This window comes from Arthrobacter sp. efr-133-TYG-118, from assembly GCF_030209755.1.
Lineage (GTDB): Bacteria > Actinomycetota > Actinomycetes > Actinomycetales > Micrococcaceae > Arthrobacter.
On the sequence record NZ_JARVRH010000024.1, the window covers coordinates 1 to 19087 of the forward strand.

Annotated in this window: 16 protein-coding genes; 4 read left to right on the forward strand and 12 right to left on the reverse strand. The window is 65.2% G+C overall.

What is annotated here, in order from left to right:
* Window positions 1–367: 367 nt before the first annotated feature.
* On the reverse strand, window positions 368–1678 hold the full coding sequence (tyrS, locus tag QRN59_RS18235; RefSeq protein ID WP_284983883.1) for a tyrosine--tRNA ligase: 1311 nt from the start codon (window positions 1676–1678) through the stop codon (window positions 368–370).
* A 44-nt stretch (window positions 1679–1722) separates the two neighbouring features.
* Entirely contained in the window at window positions 1723–3951 is a 2229-nt protein-coding gene (locus QRN59_RS18240) for a helicase domain-containing protein (RefSeq protein WP_284983884.1), read from the reverse strand.
* A 158-nt stretch (window positions 3952–4109) separates the two neighbouring features.
* Here QRN59_RS18240 and QRN59_RS18245 point away from each other — a divergent pair, with 158 nt between their 5' ends.
* Window positions 4110–4745, forward strand: a complete 636-nt coding sequence (locus tag QRN59_RS18245) for a GNAT family N-acetyltransferase (protein ID WP_284983885.1) — start codon at window positions 4110–4112, stop codon at window positions 4743–4745.
* Between the two features lie 19 nt (window positions 4746–4764).
* Here the strand turns inward: QRN59_RS18245 and QRN59_RS18250 are convergent, their stop codons facing one another.
* The gene (locus QRN59_RS18250) at window positions 4765–5427 is read right to left on the reverse strand and encodes a DNA-3-methyladenine glycosylase (RefSeq protein ID WP_284983886.1); all 663 of its coding nucleotides are present in this window, start codon (window positions 5425–5427) and stop codon (window positions 4765–4767) included.
* 93 nt (window positions 5428–5520) lie between these two features.
* Between QRN59_RS18250 and QRN59_RS18255 the strand changes: the two genes are divergently transcribed.
* Window positions 5521–7086, forward strand: coding sequence for an AlkA N-terminal domain-containing protein (locus QRN59_RS18255; protein WP_284983887.1), 1566 nt, complete (start codon window positions 5521–5523; stop codon window positions 7084–7086).
* Here the strand turns inward: QRN59_RS18255 and QRN59_RS18260 are convergent.
* The 9 genes from QRN59_RS18260 to argC form a co-directional block, all read right to left on the reverse strand.
* The gene (locus QRN59_RS18260; RefSeq protein ID WP_284983888.1) at window positions 6992–7729 is read right to left on the reverse strand and encodes a maleylpyruvate isomerase family mycothiol-dependent enzyme; all 738 of its coding nucleotides are present in this window, start codon (window positions 7727–7729) and stop codon (window positions 6992–6994) included. The genes QRN59_RS18255 and QRN59_RS18260 overlap by 95 nt on opposite strands.
* Before the next feature lie 173 nt (window positions 7730–7902).
* Window positions 7903–9330, reverse strand: coding sequence for an argininosuccinate lyase (gene argH / locus QRN59_RS18265; RefSeq protein WP_284983889.1), 1428 nt, complete (start codon window positions 9328–9330; stop codon window positions 7903–7905).
* Between the two features lie 5 nt (window positions 9331–9335).
* A complete protein-coding gene (locus QRN59_RS18270) occupies window positions 9336–10541 on the reverse strand; it encodes an argininosuccinate synthase (RefSeq protein WP_284983890.1) in 1206 nt (401 codons plus the stop codon).
* 77 nt (window positions 10542–10618) lie between these two features.
* Complete coding sequence (locus tag QRN59_RS18275; protein WP_078105637.1) at window positions 10619–11155, reverse strand: arginine repressor; 537 nt, start codon at window positions 11153–11155, stop codon at window positions 10619–10621.
* Window positions 11155–12177: an ornithine carbamoyltransferase gene (gene argF, locus QRN59_RS18280; protein ID WP_284983891.1), complete on the reverse strand. Its 1023-nt coding sequence runs from the start codon at window positions 12175–12177 to the stop codon at window positions 11155–11157. The genes QRN59_RS18275 and argF overlap by 1 nt, the downstream gene beginning before the upstream one ends.
* Window positions 12174–13454, reverse strand: coding sequence for an acetylornithine transaminase (locus QRN59_RS18285; RefSeq protein WP_284983892.1), 1281 nt, complete (start codon window positions 13452–13454; stop codon window positions 12174–12176). Before QRN59_RS18285 ends, argF begins: the two co-directional genes overlap by 4 nt.
* Window positions 13451–14395, reverse strand: coding sequence for an acetylglutamate kinase (gene argB, locus QRN59_RS18290; protein WP_284983893.1), 945 nt, complete (start codon window positions 14393–14395; stop codon window positions 13451–13453). The genes QRN59_RS18285 and argB overlap by 4 nt, the downstream gene beginning before the upstream one ends.
* Before the next feature lie 11 nt (window positions 14396–14406).
* Window positions 14407–15573 (reverse strand): bifunctional glutamate N-acetyltransferase/amino-acid acetyltransferase ArgJ, encoded by a 1167-nt coding sequence (argJ, locus tag QRN59_RS18295; RefSeq protein WP_284983894.1) that lies wholly within the window; start codon window positions 15571–15573, stop codon window positions 14407–14409.
* On the reverse strand, window positions 15570–16601 hold the full coding sequence (gene argC, locus QRN59_RS18300; RefSeq protein ID WP_284983895.1) for an N-acetyl-gamma-glutamyl-phosphate reductase: 1032 nt from the start codon (window positions 16599–16601) through the stop codon (window positions 15570–15572). Before argC ends, argJ begins: the two co-directional genes overlap by 4 nt.
* A 187-nt stretch (window positions 16602–16788) precedes the next feature.
* Between argC and QRN59_RS18305 the strand changes: the two genes are divergently transcribed.
* Both QRN59_RS18305 and QRN59_RS18310 read left to right on the forward strand, forming a co-directional pair.
* Window positions 16789–17877, forward strand: coding sequence for a fatty acid desaturase family protein (locus QRN59_RS18305; RefSeq protein WP_284983896.1), 1089 nt, complete (start codon window positions 16789–16791; stop codon window positions 17875–17877).
* 136 nt (window positions 17878–18013) lie between these two features.
* A complete protein-coding gene (locus tag QRN59_RS18310; protein WP_284983897.1) occupies window positions 18014–18979 on the forward strand; it encodes a quinone oxidoreductase family protein in 966 nt (321 codons plus the stop codon).
* Window positions 18980–19087 lie beyond the last annotated feature (108 nt).

The following is a 19087-nucleotide window of genomic DNA, read 5'->3' on the forward strand; positions in this document are numbered from 1 at the left end:
AAAAATCGGTATCAACAAACTTGGCACACTATTGAGTTCTCAAACAACAGACACAATCCGATTACTTCTCGGAACAAATTCAATTGAATTCGCTGTTCCGCATTTCTTCGCTGCGATGTTTCTACTTTATTTCATTCATTTCCACTTTGCAAATCCAGGATTTCTCCGGAAATTCACCCAAGTGGATCGAATTTCGCCACAGAGTCTATAAATCATCCGATTCCCAGACTTTTGGTCTAAATCGGATTATTCACATTCCATGGGATTTTGTCGCAATTTATCCGCTTCAGCGGCAGCGACTCAGAAAACGATACACGCTCCCCCGGAGCCGCGCAAGTCGGCCCGGAGGAGCGTGCAATAGAAGGCGTCAGACGGTCACTTCGACGGTGGCCAGGTTCTTCTTCCCGCGACGCAACAACAGGTATCGACCGTGAAGCAGTTCCGCCTGGTCGATCACGGCGTCGGGATCGGTTACCTTGCTGTTGTTCACATAGGCGCCGCCCTCCCCCACCGTGCGTCGGGCAGCAGACTTGCTCTCGGACAGTCCGGAAGCAACCAGGAGGTCGACGATGCCAAGGCCATCCGCGCCGATCGAGGCAGACGGCAGCTCAGCCGTTGCGGACGCCAAGGTCACTTCGTCCAGAACCGAGAGATCGCCATTGCCGAACAGCGCAGCCGAAGCGGCGATCACTTTCTCCGTCGCATCGACTCCATGCACCAGCGAGGTGACTTCGTAGGCGAGCCTGCGCTGGCCCTCGCGCGCGAACGGGCGCTCGGCAACAGCGGTTCCAAGTTCCTCAATCTCGGCGCGGCTCAGGAAAGTGAAGACCTTGAGACGGTCAACGACGTCGGCATCCGCGGTGTTGAGCCAGAACTGGTAGAAGGCGTAGGGGCTGCACATGTGGGCGTCCAGCCAAATGGCGTTGCCTTCGCTCTTACCGAACTTCGTTCCGTCCGAGTTGGTGATGAGGGGCGTGCCGAGGGCGTGAACAACCTTCCCGTCGACCTTGCGGATGAGCTCCGTGCCACTCGTGAGGTTGCCCCACTGGTCCGAACCGCCGGTCTGCAGCACGCAATCGTAGTCGCGGTTGAGCTGGAGGTAATCCATGCCCTGCAGGATCTGGTAGCTGAACTCGGTGTAGCTGATGCCCTCATCGGAGCTGAGACGGGAGGCAACGGCATCCTTGCGGAGCATGGTACCCACGCGGAAGTGCTTGCCGATTTCGCGCAGGAAATCGATGGCACTCAAGGGCGCGGTCCAGTCAAGGTTGTTCACCATGCGTGCCGCGTTGTCACCCTCGAAGCTAAGGAAGCGGCGGACCTGGGCCTGAAGGTAGCCAACCCACTCCGAAACGGTGTCCTTGGTGTTCAAGGTGCGTTCCGCCGTCGGGCGCGGGTCGCCGATCAGGCCGGTGGAGCCGCCCACCAGGCCGAGCGGCTTATGGCCGGCCAACTGCAGGCGGCGCATGAGCAGGAGCTGGACAAGGTTGCCAAGGTGCAGGGACGGAGCCGTGGGATCGAAGCCACAGTAATACGTGATCGGGTCCCCGGCGAGGAGCTTTTCCAGTTCCGTTTCATCAGTGGAAACGTGGATAAGGCCGCGCCATTTGAGCTCTTGCCAGATATTGGCAAAGCCCGGGTCGTTGTGTTGGGACTCGAGGTTGTTTACGTGTGACACGAGTTCTAAGTTAGCAGGATTGCCGTGGGGCTTGCTTGCATGGCTCAGCGCTCGATACCCGCAGGCAACGGCGCGGCGGTAATGAGGCGCAGCCGCTGCGTCGGACGCGTCATGGCGACGTAAAGATCGCCCACCTTCCCATGTTCGTGGTTCAGCATGGCAGCAGGCTCAAGAACAACCACGCCATCGAACTCCAGTCCCTTGGCTTCCTTGGGACTGATCACCACGATGTCCTGGGAGTAGCTGCCCGCTCCGGTGCCCACACGGTGGCCATAGACCCCACGAAGGGCAGCTGCTGCCTGAGGCAGGAGGGCGCCGTCGGCAATCACGGCGAGGAGGCCGCCGTCGATCGCTTCCAGTTCCTCCGGAAGGATTTCGACGAGACGGTCCACCATCCCCGTTTCGTCCACGCGGTCCACGATGGGCGACCATTTACCTTCACGCACGGCCTTGGGAGCCGAGACCACCAGCCCAGCGCGGTTCGCCATGCGGACTGCCGCTTCTGCGATCTGCGAGGGGGTGCGGTAGTTGACGGTGAGTTCTTCGAGCTGCCAGCGGTCTCCGAACGACGGCGCGAGGGCACTTTGCCACGAATTCGCACCGGCGGAGGAACTCGTCTGGGCGATGTCGCCGACGATCGTGAAGGACTTCAACGGGCACCGGCGGACCAATAGCCGCCACTGCATGGGCGAGAGTTCCTGGGCTTCGTCCACCACGATGTGCCCGAACGCCCACGAACGGTCGCTCGTGGCTCGTTCTGCTGCTGTCAGGCGCGTTTCGCGTTCCTGGTTCTGGTCGGCCAGTTCCTCGGCCGTCATCAACACGTCGACGCCCATGGCCTCCATGTTGACAAGCGTCTGCTTGGCGTTCGCGATGTCGCGGGCACGGTCGTGTTCTTGCTGTGCCAGTCCCCTGCCTGCGGCAGGATCCAGCTCGCCCAGGAGCTCAGCGGCCTCGTCGAGCAGCGGAACATCGGCTTCCGTCCACGGGGCATCCGCAGGGCGAAGCAAGAGGGCGCGCTGCGCCGGCGTGAGGTGCGGAGTGCAGGCTTCCAGGATGGCGGGCTTGCTGAAGAGCTCGGAGACGAGCTTCTCGGGCGTCATGGGCATCCAGCACAGGTTCAGGACGATCCTGACGTCGCGTGCCGAACGGACGTCTTCGGCGAGGTAGGAACGGTCGGCGTTGTTGCCGATGTTCGATTCCTCGACGATCTCCGTCAGCTGTTCCGTGAGTTCGCGCAGCAGGATCTTCACGAACGTCACTCGCGCTTCGTTGTGCGGCTTGCCGGTGGCGCGGGCTCTGTCCCGGGCGCGGCGGACTTGCCGCACGGACAGCGTGAGCTTGCGGGAATCGACCTCGAGGATACGGTCCTCTGCGGGAGTCCGCTGCCGGTTGGCCACGGCATTGGCAATGACCTCCGCCATGTTCAGCTTGCCCTTGAGCGCTGCGACGTCGGGATCCGCTTCCGGGACGGCATGGATGCCGGGCATGAGGCGGCCCAGGCTCGCCATGACGACGCCGGTCTCGCCGAGGGAAGGCAGGACCCGCTCGATGTAGTGCATGAACGACGAGGAAGGCCCGACGAGCAGCACGCCCGCGGACTTCAGGCGGTCACGGTGGGTGTAAAGCAGGTAGGCGGCGCGGTGGAGCGCGACGGCCGTCTTTCCGGTACCGGGACCACCTTGGACAACCAAGGCACCCGACATGGATGAACGGATGATCCGGTCCTGCTCGGACTGGATGGTGCCGACGATGTCCGACATGCGGCCGGTGCGCTTGGAATTCAGGGCGGCAAGGAGTGCGCCCTCACCCTGGAGCGAGGCGTTGTCCGCCAGCATGCTGGCATCCAGGACATCGTCTTCGATCGCCTTGACCTCGCGGCCTTGCAGGATCAGGTGGCGACGGCGGCGGACGCCCTGGCGGTCGAAAGCGGTCGCCTGGTAGAAGTGGCCGGCTTCCGGGGCGCGCCAGTCGACCATAAGCCGCTGGAGGTCCGCGGTGGACAGTCCGATGCGGCCGATGTACTGCGCCTCTCCGGTGTCCAGGTCAAGCCGCCCGAACACGAGGCGGTCGTCGACGGCGTCGAGCTGGGCGAGGCGGTCCTCGTACAATGCCGCGAAGGCGTCCCTTTCGGAAACGTTCTGCATGGTGCCCACCGCTCCGGCGCGCCGGACCTGCGCCAGCTGTTGGCGCTTTTCCTCCCGCAGCTCATCCAGGCGCGAGTAGAGACCGGCCACGTACTCCCGCTCGTGGATCAAATCAGCGTCGTGCATCGAAACGTTCCCCTATCGAAAAAGACGGACCGTCCATTCTACAGCGGTTTTGCTTGACGTGCGTGAAACTGCCCGCACGCCGGTGCGTCACGCAATGTTCACCCGGCGCTAACCTCCTGAGCTTTTCCATCCGTACCCAGTGGTGCTTCAATGCTGCAATGCAGCACGACGTTGCCCTGACCCGACACGGCATCAGCCTGGTCCCGCTCTCCCCCGCACATGCCGGTCCGCTCTTCGATTTCGTGGACTCCGGGATGTGGGCCGGCATGGCCGCCGAGCAGCCTTTGAGCGCCGCGGAACTGGCCGAACTCTTCGCGGCCCGCCTCGAAGATCCGGCAACCTTACCTTTCGCCGTCGTCGAGCAACGGACGGGAGCCCTGCTTGGAACCTCCTCCCTGTGCGAGTACAGTCCCCGCCAACAGCGACTGGAAATCGGCGGCACTTTTTACGGGCGCCCTTTCTGGGGCAGTCACGTCAATCCGGCCGCGAAGCAACTGCTGCTGGCCTACTCCTTCGATGTCCTGGACGTCCACCGGGTTGCCTTCCGCTGCGATGCCCGCAATACGCGCAGCGCCTCGGCCATTCAGCGGCTCGGGGCCAGCTACGAGGGCACGCTGCGCGGGCATCGTTTCGCTCCTGACGGCAGCCGTTGCGACACCGCCGTTTTCTCGATCCTGCGCGACGAATGGCCCCAGGTACGTGAGTCGTTGCTCGGCCGCCTGGCGCCCTTCGAAGTGCCCGACAACCACTGCGCGTATGTCGCCGAACCGACCCGGACCGAACACGCCGCTTGAGGGACTCCTCCCCGGGCTCCTACAAAGGCTTCTCGACGGCGCGGCCCCGGCCCGGCTTGTAGCGGGACACTGTGGGGTCCCCGGAAAGCCAAAACCGCCACGGGTAGTCGGCGGAACCGCCGTCGCCGGATACTCCTACGCGGAGACCGCTCGCGACTGCCGAGGGCGCCGCCGGCGTGACCGGAAGTTCGAGGCCGAACGGTTCAGCCAGGGCATCGCGGCCGCTGTCCGCCGTGGTCAGCCCCATAGCGGAGGCAAGCCGGGCGGGCCCGCTGGCGAGGTCGGTCAGCGACTTCGACGCCGGACGGCGGGACTGTGCCAGGGCCTGCCCGGCCACGACCTCCCCTGCCCGCAACAGCAGCGCGGACGCAACGCCGTCGGGACCGCAGACAATGTTGGCGCAATAGTGCATGCCATACGTGAAGTAGACGTACAAGTGCCCTGCCGGGCCGAACATGGGTGCGTTCCGGAGGGTGGGCCCGCCAAAGGTATGGGATCCAGGATCGGGTTGGGCCGAGCCCCGCGGACCCAGATACGCTTCCACCTCACTGAGCCGGACGGATACCGTGCCCTCAGGAGTCCGGTAGCTCAGCACGGCGCCAAGGAGCAAAGGGGCAACGTCCCGCGGATCTCCGGAAAGAATGGCCCGGATGGCCTCCGGGGATGCACCCAGCGTTGTCATGCCCAGACCCTAGCAAATCCGCGGCCTGGATCCGCCGCCGGCAATGTCCGATTTCCGCTAGGAAGGGCCTGCCGATGCTGAAAGGATGAAGCCATGGATTTTTGGCAACGCTACCGTGCCATCGATGCGCGGGATCCCCGGTTCGACGGCCAGTTCTTCACCGCCGTCCGCTCGACGGGCATCTACTGCCGGCCGTCGTGCCCGGCACGGACACCCAAAGCCGAAAACGTGACGTTCTACGAAACCTCGGCCGCCGCGCACGAGGCCGGGTACAGGGCGTGCAAACGCTGCCTCCCGGAAGCGGTTCCAGGCACGCCGGCGTGGAACCTGCGCTCGGACGTCGCCGGTAGGGCGATGCGGCTCATCAACGACGGCGCACTCTCCCGGGTCGGCGTGGAAGGACTCGCCACCAGGCTGGGCTACTCTTCCCGCCAGCTCAACAGGATCCTCAGCCATGAACTCGGCGCCGGGCCGCTGTCCTTGGCGAGGGCCAGCCGTGCGCAGACCGCCAGGACGCTCTTGGTCTCGACCTCGATGAAACTCTCGGACGTGGCGTTCGCTGCCGGATTCAACAGTGTCCGCCAGTTCAACGACACCATCAACGAGGTCTTCGCCCTGACTCCCACAGCGCTCCGGGCCACCGCGAAACCCTTGGGCCATCAAGGCAGGCAAGGCGAGGCTACGTCCCTGACCCTCAACCTGCCATACCGGGAGCCTTTCGATACGGGGATTTTCGACTTCCTTGTGGCCCGCGCCGTTCCCGGCGTCGAGCTGGCGAGCGCAAACAGCTATACGCGAACCCTCCGCTTGCCCCGCGGCAACGCCGCGTTCACCGTGGAGTACGACGCCGGGGCGCGCGGCGGTGCCCTGACCCTGGCCGTCAGCACCCTGGATCTTCACGATCTTCCCGTGCTCCTCAGCCGGGTGCGGCGATTGTTCGATCTCGACGCCGATCCCGTCGCCGTCGACGAGGCGCTGGCCGCCGATGCCAGGCTCGGCCCGTCGGTTCGCGATACGCCCGGAATCAGGGTCCCGGGCGCAGTGGATCCCCAGGAACTCCTCGTCCGCGCGATGATCGGCCAGCAAATCACGGTAGCCGCCGCCCGCACGGCGTTGACCCAGCTTTCCGACGCAGGAACCCGCCTGCCGGAAGGGCACGCAGGGCATGCGCTGGGCCTGGATCGCCTCTTTCCCACGGCCGAGGAGATCGCCCGCTCGGGCCGGGAACTGCTGAAGGGTCCGCAGCGCCGCATAGATTCCGTGCTGGCCGCGGCGGCAGCCATGGCCGGCGGGGAGCTGGACTTCGACTACGGCGACGACCCCCATACGCTGGCGGACAAACTGTTGCCGCTGCCCGGCGTCGGACCCTGGACCGTGGGCTATGTGGCGATGAGGGTCATCGGCGACCCGGACGTCTTCCTCGCCAACGATGCGGCGGTCCGGAACGGCCTCAAGAACCTGGCGGCCGCGGAAGGCCTGCCTGCCGACTTCCGCAACGTGAGCCCGTGGCGTTCCTACGCCACGATGCACTTGTGGCGGGCAGCCGCAAGCAAACGCGTCAGCGTTAGTGCGCCGCGGGAACGCTCGATGGCCACGGGAGAAGTTCCGGCAGGTCAACACCGTCCGCGTCGGCGGAGGCCCGCAGGCTCCCCAGGTTAGGCGTCCGGCCGGCGAGCCAGGCTGCGATATCCGTGATCATTCCGTTGATGGCGACGGACTGCCGTCCCGAGCCGATGACCAGTTGAGGGAGACCCAGTGGCTGAAGCACGAACTTCTGGTCGGCCGGGACACGGGCCGAGAGGAAATCGAAGAGATGCTCGCAGAATTGCCGGCTCCAGGCCTCCGGGCCGCGACCGACTCCCAGATCCGAGACGTGGATGACCAGTTCGCGCCAGAGCGCCAAACCGCCGTCGAGCACTGTTCCATTCCGGAAGCTGATCCGGGTGTTCCAGCCGGACTCCACGAGCCCGTCGAAGGCCCTCAGGGCCCGGGAGAGGGCAGCTTCCGTGGCGGCGCGGTGTTCAGCGAGGCTGTGGCTCGCCGCCAGCTCAATGGCCTTCGTACGGCCCTCGTAGCCGCCGTCGTAGATGTCGATGGTCTCGCCGCGTGCTGCGTATTCCAGCTGGCGGGCCATGGCGTTGGAGATGCCGGCAATGTGCGCCAGCACATGGCCGCGGGTCCACCCGGGCAGCTCCGAGGGAGCTGTAACATCGGCGTCGTCGAGTTTGGCGACAACGTCGGTGACAGTGCCGGCTGCTTTGTGGAGCTCGGCAAGAAGCGCTGTTGTAGTGATCTCGGTCATAGCGCCATAGTATCCGACAGGGTTAACGACCGTTAACAAGGATTAACTGACACCGGCGGGCATTTCGCGGCAGCTTTTGCAAAAAACTGCCGCGAAATCCCCACGGCCCCTAACCTCGCAAGCTCGGCCAGGGAACCCTGCGGGCGTGGGCCCCTTGTTGTTACCCGGTGTTGTTACCCGGCGTAGCCCCGTGCCGCCGCGAGTTCGGCTTCGAGGGCAAGCAGTTGGCGCTCGACGGCGGCCGGAGCCGTTCCGCCCTGGGAGTTGCGGCTGTTGAGCGAACCTTCGGTGCTGAGCACGGTGCGGACCTCGGGGGTCAGGTGCTCCGAAATGCCCGCGTACTCTTCGTCCGTGAGGTCCCACAGTTCAACGCTGCGTCCTTCAGCCAGCTTCACCGCGGCACCGGAGAGCTCGTGCGCCTCCCGGAACGGCACGCCCTGGCGGACCAGCCACTCGGCGATGTCCGTGGCAAGCGCGAAGCCCTGCGGTGCCAGGGTTGCCATGCGCTCGGTGTTGAACGTGAGCGTGGCAATCATGCCGGACACTGCCGGGAGCAGCACTTCCAAGGTGTCCGCGGCGTCGAAAACCGGTTCCTTGTCTTCCTGCAGATCGCGGTTGTACGCGAGCGGCAGGCCCTTGAGCGTTGCCAACAGTCCGGCCAGGTTGCCAATGAGGCGCCCTGCCTTGCCGCGGGCGAGTTCGGCGACGTCCGGGTTCTTCTTCTGCGGCATGATCGAAGACCCCGTGGAGTACGAATCATGAAGCGTCACGAAGGAGAACTCCTTCGTGGCCCACAGGATGATTTCCTCCGAGACCCGCGACAGGTCGATGCCGATCATCGAGCAGATCCATGCGAACTCGGCGAAGACATCCCGCGAGGCGGTGCCGTCGATCGAGTTGTGGACCGCCGAGAAGAACCCGAGATCCGCGGCGACGGCCTCAGGATCCAGGCCGAGCGAGGAACCGGCCAAGGCACCGGAACCGTACGGCGAGACACCGGCGCGCTTGTCCCAGTCCTGGAACCGCTGCACGTCGCGCAACAGTGCCCAGGCGTGGGCCAGCAGGTGGTGGCTCAACAGGACAGGCTGGGCATGCTGCAGGTGCGTCCGTCCAGGCATGGCAACGCCCTGATGGGCCTTGGCCTGCTCAACGAGCGCATCGATCGTGGCGAGCACACCGCGGGCGATGATGCGGGCGTGGTCGCGCAGGAACATGCGGCCCAGCGTGGCCACTTGGTCGTTGCGCGAACGCCCGGCCCGGAGCTTGCCGCCCAAATGGGTTCCTGCGCGCTCAATGAGCCCGCGTTCGAGGGAACCGTGCACGTCCTCATCGCTCTCGGCAGGCTGGTAGGCGCCGCTCGCGACGTCCTCATCCAGCAGGGTGAGCGCCGCGAGCATGCCTTCGAGTTCGCCGTCGTCCAGCAGCCCGGCCTTGTGCAGCACGCGGGCATGCGCCTTGGAGCCGGCGATGTCGTAGCGGGCCAGCCGCCAATCGAAGTGCGTGGACTTGCTCAGTGCGGCGAGCGCATCTGCAGGGCCGCCGGCGAACCGGCCGCCCCACAGTGCGCCCGTATTCGTTGCTTCCGATTTTGGCTCAGCCACAGGTGCTACTTTTCCGAAACCCGCAGGTCGCGGCCTGCGGCGACCTTGGAGGACATTCCCCACAGCTCAATGAAGCCCTTGGCCTGCGACTGGTCGAACGTGTCGCCGGTGTCGTAGGTGGCGAGGTCGAAGTCGTAGAGCGAGGTGTCGGAGCGGCGGCCGTTGACGATGGCCTGGCCGCCGTGCAGGACCATGCGGATGTCGCCGGACACGTACTTCTGGGTGTCCTCGATGAAGGCATCCAGGGAGCGCTTGAGCGGGGAGAACCACTGGCCGTCGTAGACCAGCTCGGACCAACGCTGGCCGACGGTGGCCTTGAAACGGGCCTGCTCGCGCTCGATGGTGACGTCCTCGAGGTGCTTGTGGGCGGTGATGAGGGCCATGGCGCCCGGAGCTTCGTAGATTTCGCGGGACTTGATGCCGACCAGGCGGTCCTCGACGACGTCGATGCGGCCAACGCCTTGGGCGCCGGCGCGGCGGTTCAGTTCCTGGATGACCTGCAGCGGAGTGCGCTTGACACCGTCGATGGCCACCGGGATGCCGGCTTCGAAGGTAATGGTGACTTCGTCCGGTGCCGGCGGGAATTCCGGGGTGGCCGTGTAGTCGTAGATGTCCTTGGTGGGAGCGTTCCAGATGTCCTCGAGGTAGCCGGTTTCGACGGCGCGTCCCCAGACGTTCTGGTCGATCGAGTACGGGTTCTTTTTGGTGGTCTCGATCGGCAGTCCCTTTTCCTCGGCGAAGGCGATGGCCTTGTCGCGGGTCAGGGCGAGGTCGCGGACCGGTGCGATGCACTTCAAGTCCGGGCCGAGGGTCTGGATACCGACCTCGAAGCGGACCTGGTCGTTGCCCTTGCCCGTGCAACCGTGCGCAACTGTGGTGGCACCGAATTCGCGGGCGGCCTTGACGAGGTGCTTGACGATCACGGGGCGTGAGATCGCCGAAACCAGCGGGTAGTGGCCTTGGTAGAGGGCGTTGGCCTTCAGCGTCGGCATGGCGTATTCGTTGGCGAATTCGTCGCGGGCGTCGGCCACGTAGGCCTCGACGGCGCCGCAGCCGAGGGCGCGCTGGCGGATGGTCTCCAGCGACTCGCCGCCCTGTCCGACGTCAACGGCCACGGCGATGACCTCGGCACCGGTGGCTTCACCGATCCAGCCGATGGCTACGGAAGTATCAAGGCCACCGGAGTAGGCCAGAACAATGCGCTCAGTCACGAGAGTGCTCCTTTGTTGTTGCTTGGTTCTTTTTGAGTCAAATGCTTGGGTCGGGCGGAAGGCCCGGGTGGAACAGATTAGTTCCCCGGTCCAGCTTCCTGGGCCAGCTGAAGGAATCGGGCTGCCAGCTCGGCGCCGCCGTCTGGATCCCTGGCAACCAAAAGCAAGGTGTCGTCGCCTGCGATCGTACCCAATACAGACGGCATCACCGAGTGGTCGATGGCCAGCGCGAGGAAGTTGGCGGCACCCGGCGGGGTCCGCAGCACCACGATGTTGCCCGAAGCCTCGGCGGTGACCAGCAGCTCGCCGCAGAGGCGCGACAAGCGCGCGTCCAGGATTTCCTGGGTGACACCGCTCTTTGCATTGCGGTCACCTCCCTCGCCGGGCACCGCGTAAACCAGGGCACCGTCCTTGCCGCGCACGCGGACCGCCCCCAGTTCCACCAGGTCCCTGGACAGGGTCGCCTGGGTGACCTGCACGCCGTCGTCCGCCAACAAGGCTGCGAGCTCAGCTTGCGAGCGCACCGACTGACCGGTCAGGATCGCGGTGATCCGCGCCTGCCGGGCGGTCTTGGTGGCGGGGCTGGCGCCTTGCGACGCAGGATGGGTGGACACTAGAACGTGCTCTCCGCAGCGCCTTTTCCGGGAGAAACGTTACCTTCAACGGGGGAAAGCCCGTCGACGAATGCGAGTCCCGACCTGTGCATCAGCCACGCCATGAGCGCCTTCTGGGCGTGCAAGCGGTTCTCGGCCTCGTCCCAGACGATGGACTGGGGCCCGTCGATCACGCCGGCGGAGATTTCGTAGCCGCGGTAGGCGGGCAGGCAGTGGAGCACGACGGCGTCCGGCGCGGCGTGTGCCATGGCCGCCTCGTCTACGGAGTACTCGCGGAAGAGCTGCATGCGCGCTTCTTTTTCGGCTTCCTGGCCCATGGACACCCAAGTATCGGTCGCGACGACGTCGGCACCGTCGAGGGCTTCCGTGGCGTTGGTAGTGATGAGCACGGAACCGCCGGTCTCGGCGGCGCGCTCCTCCGCTGCTGCAACGATCTCGGCGGCCGGCAGGTAGCCTTCCGGGCCCGAGATCCTGACGTGCATGCCCGCCGTGACGCCTGCCAGCAGGTAGGAGTTGGCCATGTTGTTCGCGGCGTCGCCCAGGTAAGCCATCGTCAGGCCCTTGAGTTCGCCCTTGTGCTCTTTGACCGCCAGGAGGTCTGCCAGAAGCTGGCAGGGGTGGTAGTCATCGCATAGGGCATTGATGACGGGAACCTTGGAGTTTTCGGCCATGGCTACGAGGCCGGAGTGCGCCGAGGTGCGCCACACGATAGTGGAGACCATGCGTTCGAGGACCTTCGCAGTGTCTTCCACGGATTCCTTGTGGCCGATCTGCGCCTCGCCGGGATTGATGATGAGCGCGTTGCCGCCCATGTCGGCAATACCGGTTGCGAAGGACACACGGGTACGTGTGGAGGTCTTGTCGAAGATGACGGCGACGGTCTTGCGCCCGTTGCCGTCCGCTGCGAATGGTTGGACGCTGTACGGGGCGGCCTTCATCCGAACGGCGAGCTCGAGCACCTCGGCTTGTTCGGCCGGAGTGAGGTCCGTGTCCTTGAGGAAGTGACGTGTGGTGGGGTTCACTGTGCGTCCTTAGCGTTCACGGCTGCCGCGGCCTTGATGATGCCCGGCAGCGCGTCGAGGAAACTGTCGGCTTGCTCAGGGGTGAGGATGAGCGGCGGAGCCAGCCGGATGGTGCGCGGGCCGGGACTGTTGATGATGAAGCCTGCGTCGAGCGCGGCGGTCACCATGGCGGGCGCGATGTCGGCGTCAACGTCGAAACCGATCAGGAGACCTTCGCCCCGCACCTCGGTGACAGCGTCGACGTCGGACAGTCCGGCCCGCAGGCGGGCGCCGACGGCGAGCACGTTCGCCAGCACGCCCTGGCTTTCGATGGCATGCAAGGTGGCGAGGGCGGCGGCCGTGGCCACCGGATTCCCGCCGAACGTGGTGCCGTGCTGGCCCGCGGTCAGGAGCGACGACGTCGGCCCGCCGAAGGTGATGAGCGCGCCGACCGGGAAGCCGCCGCCCAGGCCCTTCGCGAGGGTCACGGCGTCGGGGACGATTCCGGCGTCTTCGATGGCCAACCATTTGCCGGTCCGGCCGATGCCGGTCTGGACCTCGTCCAGTATCAGCAGCGCGCCGGCAGCGGTGGTGGCTTCGCGGGCCGCCCGCAAGTACTCGACACTGAGCGGGCGGACGCCGGCTTCGCCCTGGATGGGCTCGAGGAACACTGCGGCCGTGGTTTCGTCGACGGCGGCACGGAGAGCCTCGATGTCGCCGAACGGGATGTGGACCACGCCGCCGGGCAACGGCTCGAACGGCGCCCGATATGCTTCCTTGGCGGTCAAGGCGAGCGCACCCATCGTGCGGCCGTGGAAGGCACCTTCGAGGGCGATGATCTTGGTGCGCTTGGCTGACTTTGCACCGGCGGGGGCTTCACTGTTGCGCCGCGCCAGCTTGAACGCGGCTTCGTTGGCTTCCGTGCCGGAGTTGGCGAAGAACACCTTGGATCCGGCAGGAGCTTTGGTGATGGCCAGCAGTTTCTCGGCGAGGGCGATCTGCGTGGGGCTCGTGAAGAAATTCGAGACGTGGCCCAGGGTGGCCAGCTGGCTGGCGATCACCGAGGTGACGAACGGGTGGGCATGGCCCAGGGCGTTCACGGCAATGCCACCAAGGAGGTCCAGGTATTCCTTGCCGTCGGCGTCCCACACCAGGGCCCCTGCACCACGGACCAAGACCCGCTGCGGTGTGCCGAAGACCCCCATGAGCGAAGAAGAGTAGCGGGCCAGCCAGTCACTTCCCGTGCTCTGGGAAACGAGGGTGGTTTCGGCGGAATGGCTTAGTTCGGTGGGACTCATGCGTCTACTTCCTCGTCGGGGACTACTTGGGTTCCGATGCCCGCGGTCGTAAAGGTTTCCAGGAGCATGGAGTGCGGCAGGCGGCCGTCCACAATGTGGGCTTGTTCCACACCTTCGTCAATGGCCTTCAGGCAGGCCGCCATCTTCGGGATCATGCCGGACTCCAGGCGCGGCAGCATCTCCCGCAACTCCGTGGCCGTCAGCGAGGAGATGAGCGAGGACTTGTCCGGCCAGTTGGCGTAGAGGCCTTCGACGTCGGTCAGGATGACGAGCTTGGATGCGCCCAGCGCTGAGGCGACCGCCGCTGCAGCGGTGTCCGCGTTGACGTTGAGGACCTGCCCCGTAGTGGAGCCCGTGCCGTCCCCCTCGTCAAGGATCTCGGGGGCGACCGTGGAAATCACCGGGATGCGGCCGGCGTCGAGGATGTCCTCGATACCCGTGGGATCAACACCCACCACTTCGCCAACGAGGCCAAGGTCCACTTCTTCCCCGTTCACCACTGTGCCGGTGCGCACGGCACGCAGGAGTCCGCCGTCCTCACCGGACATGCCCACGGCATAGGGGCCGTGGGAGTTGATGAGGCCCACGAGTTCGCGGCCCACTTGTCCGGTGAGCACCATGCGGACCACGTCCATGGCTTCGGGGGTGGTGACGCGCAGGCCGCCCTTGAATTCGGATTCGATGCCTAGCCGGCCGAGCATCGAGTTGATCTGCGGGCCACCTCCATGCACCACGACCGGGTGGATACCCACGTGGTGCAGGAACACGACATCCTCGGCGAAGGCACGGCGGAGTTCCTCGTTGACCATGGCATTGCCGCCGTACTTGATCACCATGGTGGTGCCGGCGAAGCGCTGGATCCACGGCAGCGCCTCGATCAGGGTCGCGGCCTTGTCCTGGGCATCGCTCATCGACGTATTTTCGCGGGTGTGCGCAGTCATGGTCATCCCGTCTAGCTCGAGTAGGCGCTGTTCTCATGCACGTACTCGTGCGTGAGGTCGTTGGTCCAGATGGTGGCCTCGGCGTCGCCGGCCTGCAGGTCGATTTCCACGAGCACCTCGCGGGGCTCGAGATCAACCAGGTTGCGGTCGTCGCCGATGCTGCCGTTGCGGCAGATCTGGATGCCGTTCATCGAGACGTTGAGCTGGTCCGGTTCGAAGACGGCGTCCGTGGTGCCCACCGAGGACAGGACGCGGCCCCAGTTCGGGTCCTTGCCGAAGATGGCGGTCTTGAAGAGGTTGGAGCGGGCCACGGAGCGGCTGACGATTTCGGCGTCGCGCTCGCTCGCCGCGTTGAACGTACGGATGGCGATGTCGTGGCTTGCGCCTTCGGCGTCGCCGATCAGCTTGCGGGCAAGCTCGGCACACACCTGGGTGATTCCGGCGCCAAGCTGTTCGGCGGAGGGGATGGCCTCGGAGGCCCCGGAGGCCAGCAGGACCACAGTGTCGTTGGTGGACATGCAACCGTCCGAGTCCGTGCGGTCGAAGGTGACGCGCGTGGCGTCGCGGAGCACGACGTCGAGCTCTTCCGCCGGGACCTGGGCATCGGTGGTGAGCACCACCAGCATGGTTGCGAGGCCCGGCGCCAGCATGCCGGCGCCCTTCGCGATGCCCCCCACCGTGAATGTGTTGCCTCCGGCATCGGTGCCGGTGAAGACTGCTTCCTTCGCCACGCTGTCCGTGGTCATGATCGCCGTGGCTGCGGCGGGACCGCCGTCCTCGGAGAGCTCCGCCAACGCTGCATCGATGCCCGGGATGATTTTGTCCATGGGCAGTTGCTCACCGATGAGTCCGGTGGAGCAGACCACGACGTCGGAGGCAGAGATCCCGAGGACGGCCGCCACTTTCTCTGCGGTTGCGTGCGTATTCTGGAATCCCTGCGGACCGGTGCAGGCGTTGGCGCCGCCGGAATTCAGCACCACTGCGTCGACGCGCCCGTCGGAGAGAACCTGGCGGGACCAGTGCACGGGAGCCGCGGCGACGCGGTTGGAGGTGAAAACGGCGGCTGCGGCTTTCAGGGGGCCGTCGTTGACAACCAGGGCGAGGTCGGGATTGCCCGATGCCTTGATGCCGGCTTTGACGCCGGCGGCCCGGAATCCCTGGGGGGCGGTGATGGTCACGGGGCGACTCCTTGGACGTTGAGGCCGGCGGATTCGTCCAGGCCGAGGGCAATATTCATGGACTGCACGGCGCCGCCGGCGGTCCCTTTGGTCAGGTTGTCGATGGCGCACGTGACAACCACGCGGCCGGAGTGCTCGTCGAAAGCCAACTGCATGACGGCGTGGTTCGAACCCTGCACCGATTTAGTGGTGGGCCACTGGCCTTCGGGCAACAAGTGGACGAACGGTTCGTCGTCGTACGCTTCAGCCCAGGCATTGCGGAGTTCGGCAGCGGTGACGCCGGCCTTGACCTTGGCTGTTGCCGTGCTCAGGATGCCGCGGCTCATGGGCGCGAGGGTGGGAGTGAAAGACACTGTGACCGGTTCACCAGCGGCGTTGGTAAGTCCTTGTTCGATCTCGGGGGTGTGGCGATGTCCGCCGCCCACGCCATAGGGACTCATGGAGCCCATGACCTCGGAACCGATGAGGTTCACCTTGGCCGCCTTGCCGGCACCCGAGGTGCCGGAGGCGGAAACAATCACGACGTCGTCCGGCTGGAGAAGCTTGTGGGCGAAGCCGGGCGTGAGGGCGAGGAGGGCCGACGTCGGGTAGCAGCCGGGCACGGCAATCCGCTTCGCGCCCTTGAGCGCGTCGCGCTGGCCGGGGAGTTCCGGCAGCCCGTAAGGCCAGGTCCCGGCGTGGGAGGAACCATAGAACTTTTCCCACGCCGCGGGGTCTTCGAGCCGGTGGTCCGCACCGGCGTCGATCACCAGCGTGCCTTCGGGTAACTGTGCCGCGATCCCGGCGGAAGCTCCATGCGGGAGCGCCAGGAACACCACATCGTGACCAGCGAGGTTTTCCACGCTGGTGTCTTCGAGAATCCGGCTGGCCAAACCATGGAGATGCGGCTGCAACTCCCCTAGTCTGGAACCGGCATTGCTGTGCGCAGTGATGGCACCGATGGTGACGTCCGGATGGCCTGCCAGGAGGCGCAGCACCTCTCCCCCGGCATAGCCACTGGCACCGGAGACGGCAACAGAAATAGTCATGGCAAGACTATACAGCAAAACTATTCATGGTTGCCGATATTTATGCAGACCTTTTTTCGAAGCCCTCATCGGGGGCCCATCTCGGCACAGCCGATTTGGGGGCGTATGCTGAGTAGAGGGTGATCTAGACCGTGCAGCCGATCGTCGGTTGCAGCGTTGCCCGTTATTTATTACGGGGCAACTGCATATGTCACCGACCTCCACCACGGAACGTCCCACTAAGAGCGTGCGGCAGCCTAACGCCGTCGTGCTCAGCTATTCCGAACTCCTCAAGACGGTCCGCGCGGAAGGGCTTTTGAAGCGCCGCGTCGGCTTCTATGTCAGCGTTTTTACGTCCTTGGTCCTCTTGCTGACCGGCACCTGGTTCGGCTTCGCGCTGATTGGCCCCAGCTGGTACCAGCTTCTCATCGCCGCGGCCCTGGGCATCCTTTGCACCCAGTTGAGCTTCCTTGCCCATGAGGCGGGCCACCGCCAGATTTTTGCCTCCCGCAGGGCCAACGACTGGTCCGCGCGCATCCTGGCCACCTCGGTTGCCGGTATCAGCTACTCCTGGTGGGAACAGAAGCACGGCGCACACCATAACAACCCGAACGTCATTTCCAAGGACCCGGACATCAAGACCGGAGCCCTGGCCTTCCACGTTGAAGCCGCCGCGGGCAGGCAGGGACGCTTCGCGTTCCTCACTCGCAGGCAAGGCTGGTTCTTCTTCCCGCTCCTCATGCTGCTGGGCATCAGCCTGCAGTGGGAGTCGTTGATGTACATCTGCCGGCCTGGAGCCATCAAGCACCGCTGGGTGGAGACCCCCATCCTTCTGGCACGGCTTCTCGCGCTGCCCGTCCTCGCCTTCACCTTCCTGCCGCTTGGCATGGCATTTGCCTTCCTCGGCGTCCAGATCATGGTGTTCGGCTTCTACATGGGCGCTTCCTTCGCCCCGAACCACAAGGGCATGCCGGTTCTGCCCACCGACTCGCGCGTCGATTTCCTGCGTCGCCAGATTCTGACTGCCAGGAACATCTCCGGCGGACCCTTCATGAACATCCTCCTGGGCGGCCTCAATCACCAGGCGGAACACCACCTCTTCCCCGACATGGCCCGCCCCCACCTGCGCCGCGCCTCGGAGATCGTCCGAAGCTACTGCGAAAAGCACTCCATTGCCTACACCGAAACCACGCTGATGCAGTCGTACGCAATCGTCGTACGCTACCTCAATGAGGTAGGACTCGCCGCCGGCCGCGGCTTTGACTGCCCTGTCGCTTCCGCGCACGGCAGAAGCTGACACGCCCGGAAGGCCACGGGACACAATTACGGCGAACCACGGCATCAAGCCGCTGACTGGACACTCGACGGACTCCGCTCCCTAGGATGGGTGTGTGAATGCGGGCACGAAAGTGCCTCGACGGAGAAGGAGACCCATGACGCAAGCGATCATTGCCCGGCAAGCCGGAGGACCCGAAGTCCTCGAACTCTCCGAGGCTGACGTTCCGGCCCCCGGCCCGCGCCAACTCCTCGTCAAAGTCGCAGCCGCCGGAGTGAATTTCATTGACACTTATCAGCGCAGCGGCATCTACAAGGTCGAGTATCCGTTCACCCCCGGCTCCGAGTCGGCAGGCACGGTGGAGGCCGTTGGCGCAGGCGTCGAGGACTTCGCCGTCGGGGACAGGGTCGCCACCGCTGAGGGATCCCGCAGCTATGCGAGGTACACCCTCGTCGACGCCGACAAAGCGCTTCCGGTGCCGGACGGTGTCGACGACCACACGGCTGCAGCACTACCGCTGCAGGGAATGACCGCGCACTACCTGATCAACTCTTCTTTCCGTGTGGAGCCGGGCCACACCGTCCTGACCCATGCCGGCGCCGGCGGCGTGGGCCTCATCCTGACGCAGTTGCTCAAGGCCCGCGGCGCCCGCGTCATCACCACAGTCTCCTCGGACGAGAAGGAAGCCCTGGCGCGGGAAGCCGGCGCGGACGAGGTTCTGCGCTACACCGGATTTGCGGACAAGGTCCGCGAGCTCACCGACGGCGAAGGCGTCAACGTGGTGTATGACGGCGTCGGCAAGGACACCTTCGACGGTTCCCTTGCGAGCCTGCGCATCCGCGGCTCCCTCGTCCTTTTCGGGGCAGCATCCGGACCGGTGCCCCCGTTTGACCCCCAGCGCCTGAACGCGGGCGGATCGTTGTCCCTGACACGCCCGACACTTGGCCACTTCCTGCAGAACCCGCAAGAGCGGCGCTGGCGTTCGGCCGAAGTCTTCCGCGCTGCCGCCAGCGGCGCCCTCAAAGTCCGGATTGGCGGAACGTACCCGCTCGCCGAAGCCGCCCGGTCCCATCGCGACCTGGAAGCCCGCAAGACCACGGGCAAGCTACTGTTGGTCCCATAACCGCAGCAACGGCCACGCGACCGCTGACACTTTTTGTTCACCTCAATCCGGGAAGCTTCGAACGTGACCCAGGAACATGACATCCCGGCGGACAGCCTGGAACTCCAC